A 15,417-nucleotide genomic window follows, 5' to 3' on the forward strand; every position below is an offset into this window, starting at 1 on the left:
GCAGGCGGTTTCCCGCAGGCGGTTTCCCGCAGGCGGTTTCCCGCAGGCGGTTTCCCGCAGGCGGTTTCCCGCAGGCGGTTTCCCGCAGGCGGTTTCCCGCAGGCGGTTTCCCGCAGGCTGATCTTCTTTTTTTGTCCGGAAAAATCTTCAGCGTTGATCCCGGCGGCAGAGCACATCAAGCCAGGCTTGTTCATACATCTGCTGCGGCCAGCTTTGCCGCGCTAAGGGACGGCCGCGCAGATCCAGCATCAGACCGCTTAAACCGCCGCGAACGGTGACGCGCAGTTTGTCCGATGGCCATCTGGCGCCGTTATGGGCGGAGATTTGCAGTTGAGCCGTTTCTTCTTTGCCGAGAGGAACAGCCAGCAGTTCGCCCCAATGCCCTTCCACTTTGATTTCGCGGCCGCTGTCCGTCCTGCCCTGCACGGTCAGGGCGGTTTGACCGAGCACTCCGCTGCCTGCCGGTGCCAAAGCGCAGCCGAGCGGGATCAGGCAGTCCCGATCTAAAATATCCAGCGCGCCGTTTTCATCATTTTGTGAGAAAATTCCCAGGTGCGGCAGCATAAAGACCGAATCGACCATCAGTTCGGTCACACCTTCCGGCTGAAAGGCATCCAGCAGCATCGCTGCCGCCTGACCGCGCTCCGGCGCATTGGAGAGGACACCGCCGGAGCCGATGATGGTATCGAAAATATCAATGGAGAGTTCCTGGCTGGCATCCGTCAGACCGTTGGAGAAGAGACCCTTAGGTTTCTGAATCTTGGCAATAGCCCGGTGATCTTCAAAAGAGAGCCGCAGCGCTTCGCGTCCGACGGCCTGTTCTACCTGCAAATCTTCCGGCGTGGCGGGAATGGTAGTGGGATAAATCAGTTTATTGCCGATCCGGTTCATCATCGTCGCTGCCGTCAGATTTTGATTGGGCAGCCAGCGCATCAGATTTTCAACACCGGCGGTTGTAGCAACATTGCCGATGCTGTAACTCATACCGTAATTGGCGCTGACCGTGCGGACATAAAATCCATTGACGACGGAAAAAACATCGGTGGTGGCGCCGCCGATATCGACGCAAAGGATATTCTTGCGCCGATGACCGGCGTAGCGCATCAGGATTTCACCAACCGCGGTGGGAGTCGGCATTAAGGGTGTCGTTGTGATTTCTTTGAGGCGGGCATAACCGGGAGCATGAGACATGACATGCTCGATGAATAGTTCATGAATCGCTTCTCGGGTAGGAGTCAGGTTTTCTTCCTGAAAAGAAGGCCGCAGATTATCAACTACTTTTAAGGTAAATTGCTCACCCAAAAGATCCTCCACCAAATCAACGGCTTTCGAGGTACCGGCGTAGATGATTGGCAAGGTGTATTGATAGCCGAATTTTGGTTTTGGCTGAGCCGAACGGATAAAATCGCACATTTCAATTAAAAAAGAACCCGGTTCGGCGCCTTCCACACCGCCGGACAATAAAATCATGTCCGGTCGCAGCGTGCGCAGGCGTTCCATGCGCTGAAAAAGCGTGCGCCCGTCATCCGCGGCAAAGACATCCAGAAGCACGGCGCCGCCGCCCAAAGCGGCTCGCTGAGCGCTTTCCGCCGAAATACGGCTGACATTTCCGCAGACGACCATTTGCAGACCGCCGCCGGCAGAGCTGGTGGAAAGATACTGATCGGTGGTTGGCGTCAGCCCCTGACCGGCATCCTGCAGCAGTTTTCGGCCGCTGCGGTCTTCCAGCATTTGGATCGCCCGCAGGACCCCGATCATCACATCGGCATAAGGCGCTTCCACGGTGGTAGCCGATTCTCCCCGGCTGAGCAGATGCCATTTGTTTTCTATTTTTTCAAACAGCAGCGCTTTGGTTGTGGTGCTGCCAACATCAGTGATAATTATGGTTTCATGCCCGGACATGCCACAGTCACTCCTTTCGCGCTCTGCCGGTCGGAATATTGATGCTGTTCCCAAAAAGCCTCATGATCCCCATACAAGACCAGACTGCCTTTGAACCGGCTGCTTTTTTTAGCAAAACCGAAGCGACCGAAGAAGCTGCTTTGTTGTTGCTCCAGCACCAGCAATTGATTTTCCTGCAGTTTTTGCCAAAGGGCTGCGGCGATTTCCTGAAAGAGAAAAACCAATTGCTGTGCCGTGAAGCTTTGCTCCGCTGCCTGTCGGACAGTTTGGCTGATTTTTTCCCGCAGCAATTCGGCGGCGGCGGCCCAGGCAAACCATTGCGCCGCCAGTTGCTCTGTGCTGATGCGGGGGATTGCCACAGCGACATCATTACTGGCGGTATAACCAAAATGATATAGAATGTCGTTGCCTTTGCTGTAGACCAGTAATTTTCCCGCTTCATCCATCGTCCGCAGCATCTGCATAAAGGCAGGCTGCCTCAGTTCTGCCAGCAGTTTCTGATTTTGCACGAGACCGGGCGCCTGAATATGAATCAAAGTCACCTTGCCGCCATAAGGTAAGCTCAGGCAAAGCCAGGGCGCTTTGTGGTTGGCTGCATCTTTCAGATCGGTTGTCTGCAGAGCTTCCGGAATCGGACAGCCGGCTGCCGCGCAAGCCTGCAGCCAGAGCGGCCAGAGCTGCATTTGAATCCCGGCGAATCCTACCAAACCGCTGAAGAGGGCGGCATCGTTAGGGAATTTCTCTTGTTTTATTTTCAGCAGCGCCGGTGTCCAGAGTTCAGCCAGGACAGCAGCCGGCGATTCTTTATCCAAGACCATCCTGATCACCCCATAATTTCTGGCAGTTTTGCACCGGTACCGCCAGGCACTCGCCCTGATCCAATTGAATCAGAGCAAGCGAGGCATTGGTCCCGGCAGCGGTTGCCTGTAAGTCTGCGCTGATGGCAGCGACTCTGCCGATTGAACCGAAATGCGGTTCACGGATAAGAATTACTGCGTCATTCACTTGCAGATTCAAGGCGGTTGGGATCGTTTCTTTGGTATCGAGCGGGATCTCTTCGGCTAAGGGGATGAGAATTTCCGGCCGAATCACCCCGGCGCGCAGCTGAGTGCTGCCATCGATGGCTGCAAGCAAGCCGGCGTGCTCCGCTATTTGCCGATAGGTTTGCTGCGGCATGGCGCTGCCGAAGCCCTGCATCATGATCACAGTAAAGGGCAGTTCCATGCGCTGGCCCATGACCATTAAGGGTTCTTCATGACTGAATTTCCCCAGGACCTCCTGGTCCAGACTGCCGACGATCAAACCGCTGATTTCCAGTTGCTCCAAGCGGCGCAAGGCGGCCAACGTGACGCCGCCGCGGGCCAGCACAATAGACCCCCTGATTTGTTCGGGCAGGTCATCGACATCCAAGTCGCGGTCTTCCGCTAAAAGCGGCAGCAACTGACCAACCTGTTCGCCGCCAAACCCCATCACACCCTGATAACGGTAGCCGTAGCTTTCTACGACCAAAGCGCCGTTCTCCGAGGTCTCTTTGATTACCCCGTCCAGATGGGCCAGCAATTCGGTTGGCTGATAAAGCGGAGCCAGAATCAGGTAGCCTTCCGTGGTAGAGATTTCCCGGATTTTACCGACGGCAGGCGCCACGATGGGCGGTTTCCGATTGCTGATCAAAACTCTGCCCCGATCGACGACAGAGCCTTGTTTGACCGTCAGTCCGGCGGCAAAGGCCAGCTTGGACATTCCCAATTCTTCCGCCCGATACCAGATTGGTTCTTTGGGCCCGGCCGGCAGAGGCTCCCGGATGAAAACATTACCCAAAAAACGGGAGATCAGGGCTATATAACCTGAAGTCGGACTGACCAGATAGGTATGCGTATAAAATTCGCGGTTTTCAGCCAAGATATCCCCCTGATTGATCCAGTCATTTAGATTTTTAGCCATTTTTTTCTGGATATGCAAAGAATCAATGCCCAGCGCAGCCGCGACATTGCAGCGCACCATCTGACCGGGAATGTAGTCGAGTTTTCCGATCACATCATCATGCCGCACGCGCTGGCCGGGTTTTGCCAGCAATTGGCCTTGTGCCACCAAACGGCGGGTAACCTGTATTTTTTCTTTCAAGCAAAAAACCTCCTGAGGTCTCGAGACTCTGACAAAAAATAGAGCTGCCCAGCAGCCGGAATCATTCCTTCTATAACAGAAGAAATGTAACACAGATTATTCGCTTTGACAAGAATTTTTAACGGTAATTTTTGATATAATAAGAAATATCCGCAATAGTTTTTCCGGGTTTGACCGGGTGGCTTTGCCAGTGAAAGGCTGGTCTGACAGGATGAGAACGGGTTTTTATTACCGGGACTGTCAATATCCGTTCAATCCGGAAATGATCGGGCTGCCGCAGCCATATCAGGATGTCTTCGCCGTCTCTCCGCAGGCTGTGACTGATAATTTTGCCCCGGCGCGGCGGCAAAAAAGCTATCTTTCTTTGCTGCAGGTTGCTTAGGCAATTTTGCACCGGTCCGATGCCGCCTTCTTAACCTGCACCTAGACAGCTTTGGAACAATTTGATGAGAAAGCAGCGCCTTTTCGGGCCCTGGTGACTTATTTCTACGTAGAATTCCGCCAGATCATCACCGTCACGGACGAAGCAGGGGCTTTTCCACAATGGCAGGCTCGGCTTTTTTAGCCAACGGCAGTAGCGGTCCAGGTGTGATTGCGGAGGAAACCGCCTACTGCAAATTGCATTTGGTGCCAAAACAATTGCGGAAGACAGCCGGCTGAAAATAAAAAACACCGGAATGATTGGTTTTGCAGGCCAAACAATGCCGATGTTCCGCTGGTTGTCATTATCTGTTGTTTTTGGAATGTCCGCGACTTTTTCATCCCATCGTTCCGCTGAAAATACAAGATTTGTCCCGACTTTGTTTTTCTTGCAGACGGTTACTACGTATCATGCATATAATCCAGCTGCCATTGAGCGGGATTCAGCCGAGGCAGGCGGAGTTTTCCCGGCAGTGTTTGCCGACGCAAAAAGACCGCATCAGACCCCCGGCGGTATCCTGGACTGTGTTGGGCCTGCCGGCTTAATTCCAGCTGAGCCAAGGCTATCACACTGTTGGATACGACGACTGTGATCAATGAATAAATCAATTTTTCCGCCGGCAGGTAAACCAGTGAAAGTAAAAGAATCGCTACATCCGTCACAGTATACCAAAGAGAGATTTTTATATGAAATTTTTCCCGCATAATCAGGGCGATGGAGGCGTCCCAGCCGGATGCGGCTCCGGCTTTCAGCAGGAGTCCCTCCCCGAGACCAACAAAAAGTCCGCCCAGAACAGCTGCTGTAATCGGCACTTGGGATAAATCCGGCAGCAGCGGAGGAAAGTATCCGTAAAGTCCATAAAAGGCGGCAAAGGCAACCGAAGCCACAATAGAGACGCCGGCGAATTTTTTGCCAAAAATAACAATGCCGAGCAGAATACCCAGCATGTCCAGCACGAAGCAGGTCACAGAGATTGGTATTTCAGCTCACTGATAAGTCAGGAGCGCAAGCCCCACACTGCCACCTTCCGCAATGCCGCATCTGGCATGGATATTATAAATTCCAAATGATGTAGTCGCCGCGCCCAGCAGGATTAAGCTGAGTCTGCTTAAGCGTTTTGATGAAAACATGATGTCAAACCCTTTCATAAATGTTATATATCGTATACGATACTTCATATTGTAAAGGTAGAAATTAAATTTGTCAAATTGCCAAGTCGTGCGGAAGTCAGCGGAAGCGAGCGGAGTCAGGCGGGAAACAGGGATAAACAGGGATTACGGCAGATTGGCAGGAAATAACAGGGATAGCCACGATTCGCTGGACTATTTGCTTAAGTAAAGGCATTTTTATAATGCTGCAGATCCAGAACCATCCCGCTTTGCTTATTTAGCCAGATGGAAACGATGTCAAATTGATATTCCGGTTCTGTTTTAGATTCCAGCATGATATAGTAGAGGGCTAAATTCCGCAGCTTTTGCTGCTTTTTGGCATTCACTGCTAAATATGCCTCGCCGAAGGCGGTGCTCGTACGGGATTTCACTTCCACAAAAATCAATGACCTGCCGAGAGAACAAACGAGATCCAGTTCTCCGATGGGAGTACGGTAATTCCTTTGCAGAATCTGGTACCCTGATTTTTGCAGATAAGCAGCGGCTGCCGCTTCTCCCAGCGCGCCGATGGTTTTGGAATCCAACACGGGGGAGCTCACCTCACAATCTCTGCGTTCTCTGCTCAAAAACCTGCGCTGCCCTCACGCGGCTGAGCAGCCCGGCTTCCCTGAGTAATCGGCATGCGGATAATCCGCCCCTGAAAATGGTACGTTTTTGTCTCGCCTGCAGCAGGCTCTTCTCTTTTCGATTCAGACAGAGGGAAACCCTGCCATCATTTTCAGCGGGATGCTGATTTCTTATTTGACTATTGCCGCGTTCTCTTGTAAAATGGTATCAATGACTCCAGGTTTCCCGTGTGGCTGCCTTCGGTTCGCTGCAGCAGGATCGCAGTCAGAGAAAAACTCTAAAAGGAGAGGACGAGATGTCAGAACTTCTTATTCGCAATGTTCGTTTGCTGGATGGCAGCGGCGCACCCTGGCAGCGAGGCAGTCTGTTGGTGCAAAATGGTAAAATCGCCGCGATGGGAGCCTTAGATGTCACAGCAGAGCAGGAAATTGACGGTCAGGATGGTTATCTGACGCCTGGTTTTATTGATATTCATACGCATGGAGACCGGGGAATTTTGCAATTTCCCGCAGCGGAGAATTATCTCCGCCAGGGAGTTACCACCCTGATCGGCGGGAATTGCGGCGGTTCCTGCTATCCTATCGGCATCCATCGCGCGGCAGTCGCGCAAATCGGTACGTCTTTGCATTATGGGCTTTTGGTTGGGCACGGCAGCATTCGTGAAGATGTGATGGGAATGGAAATGCGTTATCCCACAGCCGGCGAGCAGGCGAGAATGGAAGCCCTGACGGAAGCAGCCATGGCACAGGGAGCGCTGGGCATGTCCTTCGGTCTCTATTATACGCCGGGCAGTTATGCTCAAAAACAGGAAGTAGTGGGTTTAGCCAAAGCAGTTGCGAAGCATCATGGCTTTATCAGCATCCATATGCGGGATGAGAGCGATTATAACATCGGTTTGCTGGCTTCGGTGGAGGAAGCGATTGATATTGCCCGTCAGGCGGAGGTGCCGCTGCAAATATCGCATCTGAAATGCCTGGGCAAATCGGTTTGGGGCAGGGCAGAACAGGTGCTGGCTCTCTTGGACGCGGCCAGAGCGGAAGGGTTGGAAATCAGTTTTGACCAATATCCATATCTTGCTTCCGGAACCTCTTTGGTCGGCGCTTTGGTGCCGGGTTGGGCCCAGGCCGGCGGAACAGAGGCCATGCGGCAGCGTCTGCAGGATCCCGCTCTGCGCGCACAGCTGCGGCGGGAAATGTTGGCCAATCTGGAGCGCCGGGGCGGACCGGACAGTTTGCTGATCGCCGCTTGTCCGGCGGTTCCTTCCTTTGGCGGTGCCAGTTTGAAGGAAGCCGCAGAGATTCTGCAGCTGGAACCGGTCGATGCGGCTTTCGCCATGATAGAAAAGGGTCCGGTTCAGATTGTTTCCTTTAATATGCAGGAAGCGGATCTGCGCAAAATCATGCGGCATCCGCTGGGCATGATCGGGTCTGACGGCAGTATTGTGAAATTTGGCAAAGACGTGCCGCATCCCCGTTATTACGGCACGTTTCCGCGCGTCTTGGGCTATTACGCCCTGCAGGAGGGGGTCATTACGCTGGCAGAGGCGGTGCGCCGAATGACATCCGCTCCGGCCGCCCGTTTGCATTTATGGGACAGAGGCTTGCTGCGTCCCGGCCTGCAAGCGGATCTGACGCTGTTTGACGGCAATACCGTCCGGGATAACGCCACCTACGACAACCCGCACCGCTACGGCAGCGGCATTGAACTGGTGGTGGTAGCCGGTCGGATCGCGCTGCGGGACGGCGTGCTGCTGGATGCCAAAGCGGGAACCATTCTCTAAAGGCTGCTTTGAGAGGTCAACAACATTCCTGCAGCCAGCGCGTTATCTATGCTCTAAGATGAAATGCATAACAAAAAGCCGAAGCAGTGATCTCACTGTTTCGGCTTTTTAACGCGATTCGGTTAATTTCCTTTGACTTTGTTGGGTTTCTCGCTGCCGGTTCCTTCGGGTTTGTTCTCCGTTCCGGAGCCTGTCGTTCCCTCTTTGATCGGAAGCGAACCGGCGGTAACTTTACCGTTGCCGACTCCTTCTGGTTTGTTTTCTGCTCCTAAGGTTGCTTCTTCCGCCGGATCAGCAGCGGTGTTGTTTTCGGTTTGTTCCGCCGCCTGCTTGCGTTCGAGTTCTTTGTTTTGATTGGTCTGCGCCATGATTTCTTTCACCGGTTTTGTTAACCATTCGGTTTGGTCAATCGTGGCCGGTTCTTCTGCACTGGCGATTAATTTTTCTACCAGATTCAATTTGCCGGGTGTGACGCCTAGCTCTTTTGCTTCGGTGACACGTTCCAGACCGACGGCTTCGGCATTGGCAACTCTTTCAACGTTGTGCTTTTCGCAGACGGTATTGGCTGCCGTTTCCAGATCCGCAGCCAATTCAGCCGCTTTTTCCTGGTTCTTGGCTGCGGTGGCAATCACAATACCGTTGCCGCTGCCATTCAAATAACCGGCTTGGGCGATTTCGTTGACGGTGAGCGTAACGGCTTCTTCGATATTTTTGTTCTTGAGGTGAGCAAGCGCATCTTCTGATAAAATCTCATTGCCTTCGCCATTGACGCCTTTGGCGGAAAGCACTCTGTCAAAGCGGTTGACTGAAAATTCAATCGCCGGATTGACGTCCAAACTGACATAAGCCGTTGGGGTGTAATAAGCATAGGCGCTGCCCCCCAGGAATACCATCATGCATGCTGCCACGAAAGCAGTAATTTTGCTGAAACTCATATTGTTTCTCATCTTCATTTCTACCTCCTGCCCGATTGTATAGTTCCGGTTTTTCACGCGAACGATGCATCCGTCGTCAGAAAGCAGGGCTGCCTTGTCTTTGCGTATTTCTACGATGATCGCTTTCATCATTTCACTCTCCCTTTCGTATGAAGGATACATATTCCGCCAAACAGGGATACTCACCGGAAAGGAGTTCCACTGCCGCTATAATATAATTACGATGATGTTCCAATAATTTTAGGGGTAGACCCGTAAAAATGTGGATTTTTTTTTGCGGCAGCATTTTTTTAGCATAGAGCTCATCCCGCAGGGCAGGATGAACCAGGATACAGCGCACCGCCTGGCGGCAGGCGGTTTTGGTTTTGCCTGATTTCGGCGAGCATTCCGTCAAATCGTAGAAGGAAAAACCAAATTTTGCAAATTCGGCAGCGGCGGCTGCAATTTCATCTTTGACAGCCTGATCCTGGCTTGCCGCCAGCTTGCTTACCACTTTGCTCCGGTCGCGGTAGTCGCCTGTCTCCTCGCCTGCTTTTGTTCCGTAGAGGAGGGGATCCATGGCTTCTTCCTGATTGTGCTTCTCCTCCGCCCGATGGTAATCGATCAGGCGCCAGCGAATGCAGGTTTCGGCATAGTTTAAAAAGCTGCCTTTGCTGAAGTCATAAGTATTGACCGCATCGGAGAAAGCAATGATGGCAATCGACCATTCATCGTCCGAGGTCGTAATGAAGCGTTTGCTGGCACGAAAGGCGCAGCCTAAGATAAACCATTTTTGACTGATGATGAAATCGGAGAGGACATCGTCGTCTTTCGCCGCTTGCAGGGCTGTCTCATCGATCTCTCTCATAGCGTCCTCTCCTTTCGATTTTTTCCGATCGTTTCAATTCTACCGCGGAAAGGACAGGATTGTCAATTCCTGCAAAAATCCTCCGCCCAAACGCTTGCTCAATTCGAATCAGCTCTGCGGCAATCGGTAACCTTGTAAAGAATTGTTATTAAATGTCAGTGATATTGTAAAGCCTCTTGACTGGCGCCAGAAAATGAGGTAAATTAAACAGGATAAGTTTTTTAAAACGGAGGCAATTTAGATGAAAAGAATTCAAACTTTGGATACCCGCGATTTGACTGCCAGTGCCAAAGACGGCGGCTGCGGCGAATGCCAAACGTCCTGCCAGTCTGCCTGCAAGACTTCCTGCGGTATCGCCAATCAGCCATGTGAGAATAAAGACAAATAAGTTCAACTAAAAAATTGCCGCCTGTTTGCACGAGCGTGCGGGCAAGCGGTATTTTTTATCTTATGAGGAAGGAAACTCATGTTATGATCCATCAGTATCAATTGAACGGCTATTCCATCGTGCTGGATGTTTACAGCGGATCGGTGCATGTCGTTGATGAAGTTGCTTATGAGATGATCCGTCTCTACGAGAAGACGGAAAAAGAACAAATCATCGCTCAGATGCAGCAAAAATACGGCGCCCAGGTCAGCGAGCAGGACCTGCGGCAGTGTTATGAAGATCTCGAAGCGCTGAAAGCGGCGGGGAAACTGTTCAGCGAAGATGTCTATGCCGAGAAAGCGCTCGATTTAAAGAAACGCAGCACGGTGATCAAGGCGCTTTGTCTGCATGTGGCTCATACTTGTAATCTGAATTGCCAATATTGTTTTGCCAGTCAGGGCAAGTATCAGGGCGAACGCGCCCTGATGAGCCTGGAAGTCGGTAAACAGGCTCTCGATTTTTTGATCGCTCATTCGGGAACGCGCGGCAATTTGGAAGTGGATTTCTTTGGCGGCGAACCGCTGATGAATTGGCAGGTTGTCAAACAGCTGGTGGCCTACGGACGCAGCCGGGAGCAGGTCTGTCATAAAAAATTCCGCTTCACTCTGACCACCAACGGCATGCTGCTCGACGACGAAGTGATTGATTTCTGCAATCGCGAAATGTACAATGTGGTTCTCAGTCTGGATGGCAGAAAAGAAGTACACGACTCTTTGCGTAAGAATTATGCCGGTGAGGGCAGCTACGAGACGATTGTACCGAAATTCCAACGTCTGGTAGAAAAACGCGGTCAGCAAGGTTATTATATCCGGGGGACCTTTACTCATCACAATATCGATTTCAGCAATGATTTGCTGCACATGGCGGACTTAGGCTTTACCCAGCTCAGCATGGAACCGGTCGTCTGTGCGCCAAACGATCCTTTTGCCCTGACCGAAGCAGATCTGCCGGTGCTTTTTGAACAATATGAAATCCTGGCCAAGACAATGATCCGGCGCAAAAAAGAAGGCAAGGCCATTACCTTCTACCATTATATGCTCGATCTGCGCAATGGTCCCTGTATTTACAAACGGATTTCCGGCTGCGGCGCCGGGACGGAATATCTGGCCGTCACACCCTGGGGAGAACTCTTTCCCTGCCATCAATTTGTGGGTGACCCCAAATTCAGTCTGGGCAATCTTCGGGACGGGGTTACCAATTTGGAATTACAGGCTGAATTTAAACTATGTAATGTCTATGCTCACCCGGAATGCAGCGACTGCTGGGCCAGACTCTATTGTTCCGGCGGCTGTGCCGCCAATGCCTGCCATGCTACGGGCAGTATCACCGGCATTTATGCCTACGGTTGTGAACTGTTCCGCAAGCGTATCGAATGCGCCATCATGATCAAAGCGGCGGAAGCGAACCTGGAATAAAACAAAAGAGTGTACGTTTTTTTGAAAACGCGCACTCTTTTTTTGGCTATTTCGCTAAGCCGAGGAAGAGCGTAACGGCAATTTCCAGCAGTTCATCCCGGAAATCATAGGCAAAGGTGTGCAGCGGGGGATAATCTTCCCCATTGCCCAAATAGCAGATAGCTCCTTTGGTCAGCTTCGTATAGTAACCAAAATCTTCCGAACCCCGCTGCGCTTGGCTTAATTCTCTGAGTTGCAGTCCGTTTTTCTTGGCAGCGCTGCGAATCTTATCCACGCTTTCTTTGTGGTTAAAGGTTTCCGGAAAAATATCCTGGTAGGAGATGCTAACGGCTAAGCCGTCCCGCAGTGCCAGCACGGCGGCAAGCTCCTCCAGCTTTTGCTGCAGACGCGCCAGTTCGGTTTCCCGTTCCGCCCGAAGGGTCAGACGCAAATCTCCGAGGCTCGCGGAGATGCCAAAGGCTTTTTCGCCAAGCTCAACCTGAATGACGGTGCATAAGACTAAGCCCCGCTGCTGATCCGGAGCGATCAGGCCGGGGATCGCCAGGATGATTTCTGCGATGGCGGCCGCCGGATTGCGGCCCGCTTCCGGCTGGCTGGCATGGGAGAGAACCCCCTGCAGATGAATGGTCATGCCTCGCGAAGCGCAGTGCGCCGTGTTGTCAATCACATTTACCGAACCAAAAGGCATGCCGCTCATATTGTGGAAAGCGAAAATCTCCTCGATTTTATGCTCGCGAATCAGGGCGGAACAGGGTTCGCCGCCGGCTCCGATTTCCTCGGCCGGCTGAAAAAGCAAGAAGATATTTTGTTCGGCTCCCTGTTGGTCAATTTCCAAGGCAAAACCGGCCAGCGCTGCCGCATGCCCATCATGGCCGCACTTATGAGCTGTGCCGGGACAGCGGGAAGCATAGGGTAAATCAATTCCTTCCGGCATCGGCAGGGCATCAAAATCAGCCCGAAAGGCGATATTTCTCCTGTCCGGTCCGGCGTGATAAACCGCATAAAACCAGAAGCCTCTGTCGACGATCTCTAATTTTGTATTTTGCCGCAAAAAATCGATCAAATGCTGCTTTGTCCAGCTTTCTTGTAAAGATACTTCGGGATGTTGGTGCAGCTCGTGCCGTAATTGTATCACGCGCTGCAGATTTTCTGGTTTCATTCGCTTCACCCTCCCCGTCATGCAGGCTTTCCCCATAAGGTTTATCAATCCATTGTACTCTACACAAAAGTAAGGTTGCAGTCAAGTTTTTTTTTCGCTGCGGCCGAGAAAAAACGCAGAATGATCGCATAACAGCTGAATTTCCTTACCCTTGACAAGAAACACAAACAAGATTATAATATGTTTATAATATTAGTAAACAATAGGAGGGTGAAACCTTGACGGACCTGGAAAGCTTATCCATGCAGGAAATCGTGCAGGGCTATTTTTTTGACGCGGATCAAAAGGCTTATTTTTGCACAGACTGCGGCAGTTCTTTTGCCATAGGCGAGGTCTATTGCCTGGCGGAAAGGTATTTTCAAGCCGAACAGGCAGTGCAGATGCATCAGAAAACCAGGCATCAAAACAGGCTGGCGGAATTTTTAGAGTCAGACAGCAAATATTTGTCTCTGACCGAAAATCAAAGAATCTTGCTGCAGCAATTCGGCCAGGGCTATACGGACCATGAGGTGGCAAAGCAGCTGCAGGTGTCTCCCTCCACCGTACGGCATCAGCGCTTTGTCTTTCGCGAAAAAGCCAAGGCTGCCAAAATCTATCTGGCAGTCTGGCAAATGGTCTCAAATGAAATGAGCAAAGAAAAAAAGGGGGACGGCAGTCAGTTGCTGCCTGTTCATAAAGGAGCAACCATGGTTGACGAACGCTACGAGATCAGCGAAGCGGAAGCGAAAAAAATCATTCATGCCGCTTTCGCCAGTTTAGAGCCGCTGCAATTAAAAGTATTTCCGGTCAAGCAGAAAAAGAAACTGGTCATTCTGCGCCTGATTGCGCAACAGTTTGAAAAAAATAAGAAATATACCGAAAAAGAAGTGAACGGCATCCTGGCCGGCATTTATGCTGATTTTGTCAGCATCCGGCGCTATTTAATCGAATATGGTTTTATGGATCGGGTCAATGACGGCAGTGCTTATTGGCTGAAATAAACGTGGCTTTTTCAGTCGCTGCCCGGCTGCAAAACCGGGCCAGGGGTCTTGCCGCAGGCGGGAGAAAAGAAATTACCATTATTTACCCAAGTAGAAAGGGTTTCCTGCCGACCATCCAGAATAGTTTTTTCAGGAATGGAACTCCGGGGGAGGCGGCGGGCGGATGAAAAGCAGAAAGAAAGATAAAAAACTCATCTGGTTCGGCAGAGCATTTTGTATTTTCTATGCTCTGTTTTTGATGCTCTTTTCTCTGGACGTTTTTCAGCAAGGCGGCAATTTACCGGCGCAATTGGGCGGGTTTTTAATTCATTCTGTACCTTCTTTGCTGCTGTTTGCAATCCTCTTTCTGACTTGGAATTCACCTCTGCGGACCGGTTTTCTCCTGTTGATTTACGGCTTGGGTTTCATGGCTTTCAGTATCCTCAGCCATCGGCAGTCTCAGTCGGAAACCGCTTATTTGCTGACACGGCTGCTTGTGTTCCTGCCGGCTCTCCTGATCGGTGTCGTTTTTATCTATGCGGTGTGGCACAAGACACGAGTGAATTAACCGATTGGCAAAGAGGTGAAATCCCGAATTTCAACAAGCATACGAAGCGCTCGGCTCATGAAGAGGGCCGGGCTTTTTCATAACAGGATCTTTTTCATAGCGGATTGAGCCGTGAGAAGCACCGTATTTTCTTTGGCATGATCATACGATCAATAGGATGAAAAATTTTTCTATCAATAAATAAAGGAGTTTTATCATACCGGCAAGAATTAGCAGAGAAAGCCGAGCAAAACGAACTTTGCCGGCGGATGAAACAATAGGAGAAATGAAATGAATATTTTTACGAAGGCGATCGTTTCGAATTCTGAGATGATCAAGAATTATAAGACCTGCAGAGAGAAAGCGGAAGAATTAGGAAAGATTTTCGTTTTAAAGAACAATCAACCCGATGCCGTCTTATTTTCCATTACGGAATACGAACGAATGTCTGACTTTATCGAATATCTCGAAAGCCTGGAACCGGCCGAGTTTGCCGAAGTGATGGAGACCCTGCCGAAAAAAGGTGTTCGCATTAATTATTCCTTAAAACATTTAAGAAGCGATATCGACGAAAAACAGCAAAGATAAGGTTCGCGCAAAAGATAAGGTTCGCGCAAAAAGCGGCAACGTTTTTAGAAACGTTGCCGCTTTTTTATATCGAAAATACAACCGCCGACACACGAAGAATACATCGATAAATAATGATAATAAAAAAACAAATAAAGTAACATATAAACAATATAATAATTATTCTTAATATTATTTGACAAAACATGCAAACCGTGTTAAGATGAAAGCAGATTCCGGTAATAAAGGTGGTGATTGTTAAAATGAAGATCTTGACAGAAGCGATTGTGTCGAACTCGGAAATGATCAAAAAATACAAAGACTGCAGAGCGAAAGCGGAGCGGCTGGGTAAGATATTTATTTTAAGAAACAATCAACCCGACGCAGTCCTCTTTTCCATTGCCGCCTACGAAAAGTTCTCGGTCCCAATTGAATATCTGGAAAAATTGCAGACGGCTGATTTTGAGAAATTTGTCGAATCCATTCCGGACCAGGACTACACGAAAGTATATCCGTTTGCCATCACAAAAGTAGATTTCAATCAATTTTAGATGTGCTGCCGCCGTTGGCGGCCACCAAAGCTTCCCACAAGGATTGCTGG

17 protein-coding genes are annotated in these 15,417 nt (G+C 50.6%); 8 read left to right on the forward strand and 9 right to left on the reverse strand.

The window, feature by feature from the left end; genetic code table 11:
* Nucleotides 1-147: 147 nt before the first annotated feature.
* The 3 genes from LLG09_04250 to LLG09_04260 are packed head-to-tail and all read right to left on the reverse strand — an operon-like array spanning nucleotide 148 to nucleotide 4,023.
* Nucleotides 148-1,902 (reverse strand): glutamate mutase L, encoded by a 1,755-nt coding sequence (locus tag LLG09_04250; GenBank protein ID MCE5196325.1) that lies wholly within the window; start codon nucleotides 1,900-1,902, stop codon nucleotides 148-150.
* Nucleotides 1,881-2,720, reverse strand: a complete 840-nt coding sequence (locus tag LLG09_04255; GenBank protein MCE5196326.1) for a hypothetical protein — start codon at nucleotides 2,718-2,720, stop codon at nucleotides 1,881-1,883. Before LLG09_04255 ends, LLG09_04250 begins: the two co-directional genes overlap by 22 nt.
* Nucleotides 2,707-4,023 (reverse strand): hypothetical protein, encoded by a 1,317-nt coding sequence (locus LLG09_04260; GenBank protein ID MCE5196327.1) that lies wholly within the window; start codon nucleotides 4,021-4,023, stop codon nucleotides 2,707-2,709. Before LLG09_04260 ends, LLG09_04255 begins: the two co-directional genes overlap by 14 nt.
* A gap of 190 nt (nucleotides 4,024-4,213) precedes the next feature.
* Between LLG09_04260 and LLG09_04265 the strand changes: the two genes are divergently transcribed.
* On the forward strand, nucleotides 4,214-4,405 hold the full coding sequence (locus LLG09_04265; GenBank protein ID MCE5196328.1) for a hypothetical protein: 192 nt from the start codon (nucleotides 4,214-4,216) through the stop codon (nucleotides 4,403-4,405).
* 440 nt (nucleotides 4,406-4,845) lie between these two features.
* Here LLG09_04265 and LLG09_04270 read toward each other — a convergent pair whose 3' ends face one another.
* The 3 genes from LLG09_04270 to LLG09_04280 all read right to left on the reverse strand — a co-directional run bounded on the left by LLG09_04270 (nucleotide 4,846) and on the right by LLG09_04280 (nucleotide 6,140).
* On the reverse strand, nucleotides 4,846-5,412 hold the full coding sequence (locus tag LLG09_04270; protein ID MCE5196329.1) for a YitT family protein: 567 nt from the start codon (nucleotides 5,410-5,412) through the stop codon (nucleotides 4,846-4,848).
* 18 nt (nucleotides 5,413-5,430) lie between these two features.
* Nucleotides 5,431-5,574 carry a hypothetical protein gene (locus LLG09_04275; protein ID MCE5196330.1) on the reverse strand — a complete coding sequence of 48 codons (144 nt, stop codon included), beginning with the start codon at nucleotides 5,572-5,574 and terminating at the stop codon, nucleotides 5,431-5,433.
* 200 nt (nucleotides 5,575-5,774) lie between these two features.
* Nucleotides 5,775-6,140 carry a YraN family protein gene (locus LLG09_04280; GenBank protein MCE5196331.1) on the reverse strand — a complete coding sequence of 122 codons (366 nt, stop codon included), beginning with the start codon at nucleotides 6,138-6,140 and terminating at the stop codon, nucleotides 5,775-5,777.
* Between the two features lie 335 nt (nucleotides 6,141-6,475).
* Here LLG09_04280 and LLG09_04285 point away from each other — a divergent pair, with 335 nt between their 5' ends.
* Nucleotides 6,476-7,960 (forward strand): amidohydrolase family protein, encoded by a 1,485-nt coding sequence (locus tag LLG09_04285; GenBank protein MCE5196332.1) that lies wholly within the window; start codon nucleotides 6,476-6,478, stop codon nucleotides 7,958-7,960.
* 122 nt (nucleotides 7,961-8,082) lie between these two features.
* Here the strand turns inward: LLG09_04285 and LLG09_04290 are convergent, their stop codons facing one another.
* The gene (locus LLG09_04290) at nucleotides 8,083-9,024 is read right to left on the reverse strand and encodes an anti-sigma factor domain-containing protein (GenBank protein MCE5196333.1); all 942 of its coding nucleotides are present in this window, start codon (nucleotides 9,022-9,024) and stop codon (nucleotides 8,083-8,085) included.
* Between the two features lie 4 nt (nucleotides 9,025-9,028).
* The gene (locus LLG09_04295; GenBank protein MCE5196334.1) at nucleotides 9,029-9,742 is read right to left on the reverse strand and encodes an RNA polymerase subunit sigma; all 714 of its coding nucleotides are present in this window, start codon (nucleotides 9,740-9,742) and stop codon (nucleotides 9,029-9,031) included.
* A gap of 241 nt (nucleotides 9,743-9,983) precedes the next feature.
* On the opposite strand from LLG09_04295, the gene scfA reads away from it, so the two are divergent.
* Nucleotides 9,984-10,130: a six-cysteine ranthipeptide SCIFF gene (gene scfA, locus LLG09_04300; protein MCE5196335.1), complete on the forward strand. Its 147-nt coding sequence runs from the start codon at nucleotides 9,984-9,986 to the stop codon at nucleotides 10,128-10,130.
* Nucleotides 10,131-10,213: 83 nt separating this feature from the next.
* Nucleotides 10,214-11,584, forward strand: a complete 1,371-nt coding sequence (gene scfB, locus LLG09_04305; GenBank protein ID MCE5196336.1) for a thioether cross-link-forming SCIFF peptide maturase — start codon at nucleotides 10,214-10,216, stop codon at nucleotides 11,582-11,584.
* A gap of 46 nt (nucleotides 11,585-11,630) precedes the next feature.
* Here the strand turns inward: scfB and LLG09_04310 are convergent, their stop codons facing one another.
* Nucleotides 11,631-12,743, reverse strand: coding sequence for an amidohydrolase (locus LLG09_04310; GenBank protein MCE5196337.1), 1,113 nt, complete (start codon nucleotides 12,741-12,743; stop codon nucleotides 11,631-11,633).
* 218 nt (nucleotides 12,744-12,961) lie between these two features.
* Between LLG09_04310 and LLG09_04315 the strand changes: the two genes are divergently transcribed.
* From LLG09_04315 to LLG09_04330, 4 genes are all read left to right on the forward strand, one after another.
* Complete coding sequence (locus tag LLG09_04315) at nucleotides 12,962-13,723, forward strand: DUF2087 domain-containing protein (protein ID MCE5196338.1); 762 nt, start codon at nucleotides 12,962-12,964, stop codon at nucleotides 13,721-13,723.
* A 163-nt stretch (nucleotides 13,724-13,886) separates the two neighbouring features.
* Nucleotides 13,887-14,270: a hypothetical protein gene (locus LLG09_04320; protein MCE5196339.1), complete on the forward strand. Its 384-nt coding sequence runs from the start codon at nucleotides 13,887-13,889 to the stop codon at nucleotides 14,268-14,270.
* A 270-nt stretch (nucleotides 14,271-14,540) separates the two neighbouring features.
* On the forward strand, nucleotides 14,541-14,837 hold the full coding sequence (locus LLG09_04325) for a hypothetical protein (GenBank protein MCE5196340.1): 297 nt from the start codon (nucleotides 14,541-14,543) through the stop codon (nucleotides 14,835-14,837).
* Between the two features lie 242 nt (nucleotides 14,838-15,079).
* Nucleotides 15,080-15,367 (forward strand): hypothetical protein, encoded by a 288-nt coding sequence (locus tag LLG09_04330; GenBank protein ID MCE5196341.1) that lies wholly within the window; start codon nucleotides 15,080-15,082, stop codon nucleotides 15,365-15,367.
* The last annotated feature ends 50 nt before the right edge of the window (nucleotides 15,368-15,417 follow it).

The sequence above is a fragment of the Negativicutes bacterium genome, assembly GCA_021372785.1.
In the GTDB taxonomy this organism is placed as follows: domain Bacteria; phylum Bacillota; class JAAYKD01; order JAAYKD01; family JAAYKD01; genus JAJFTT01.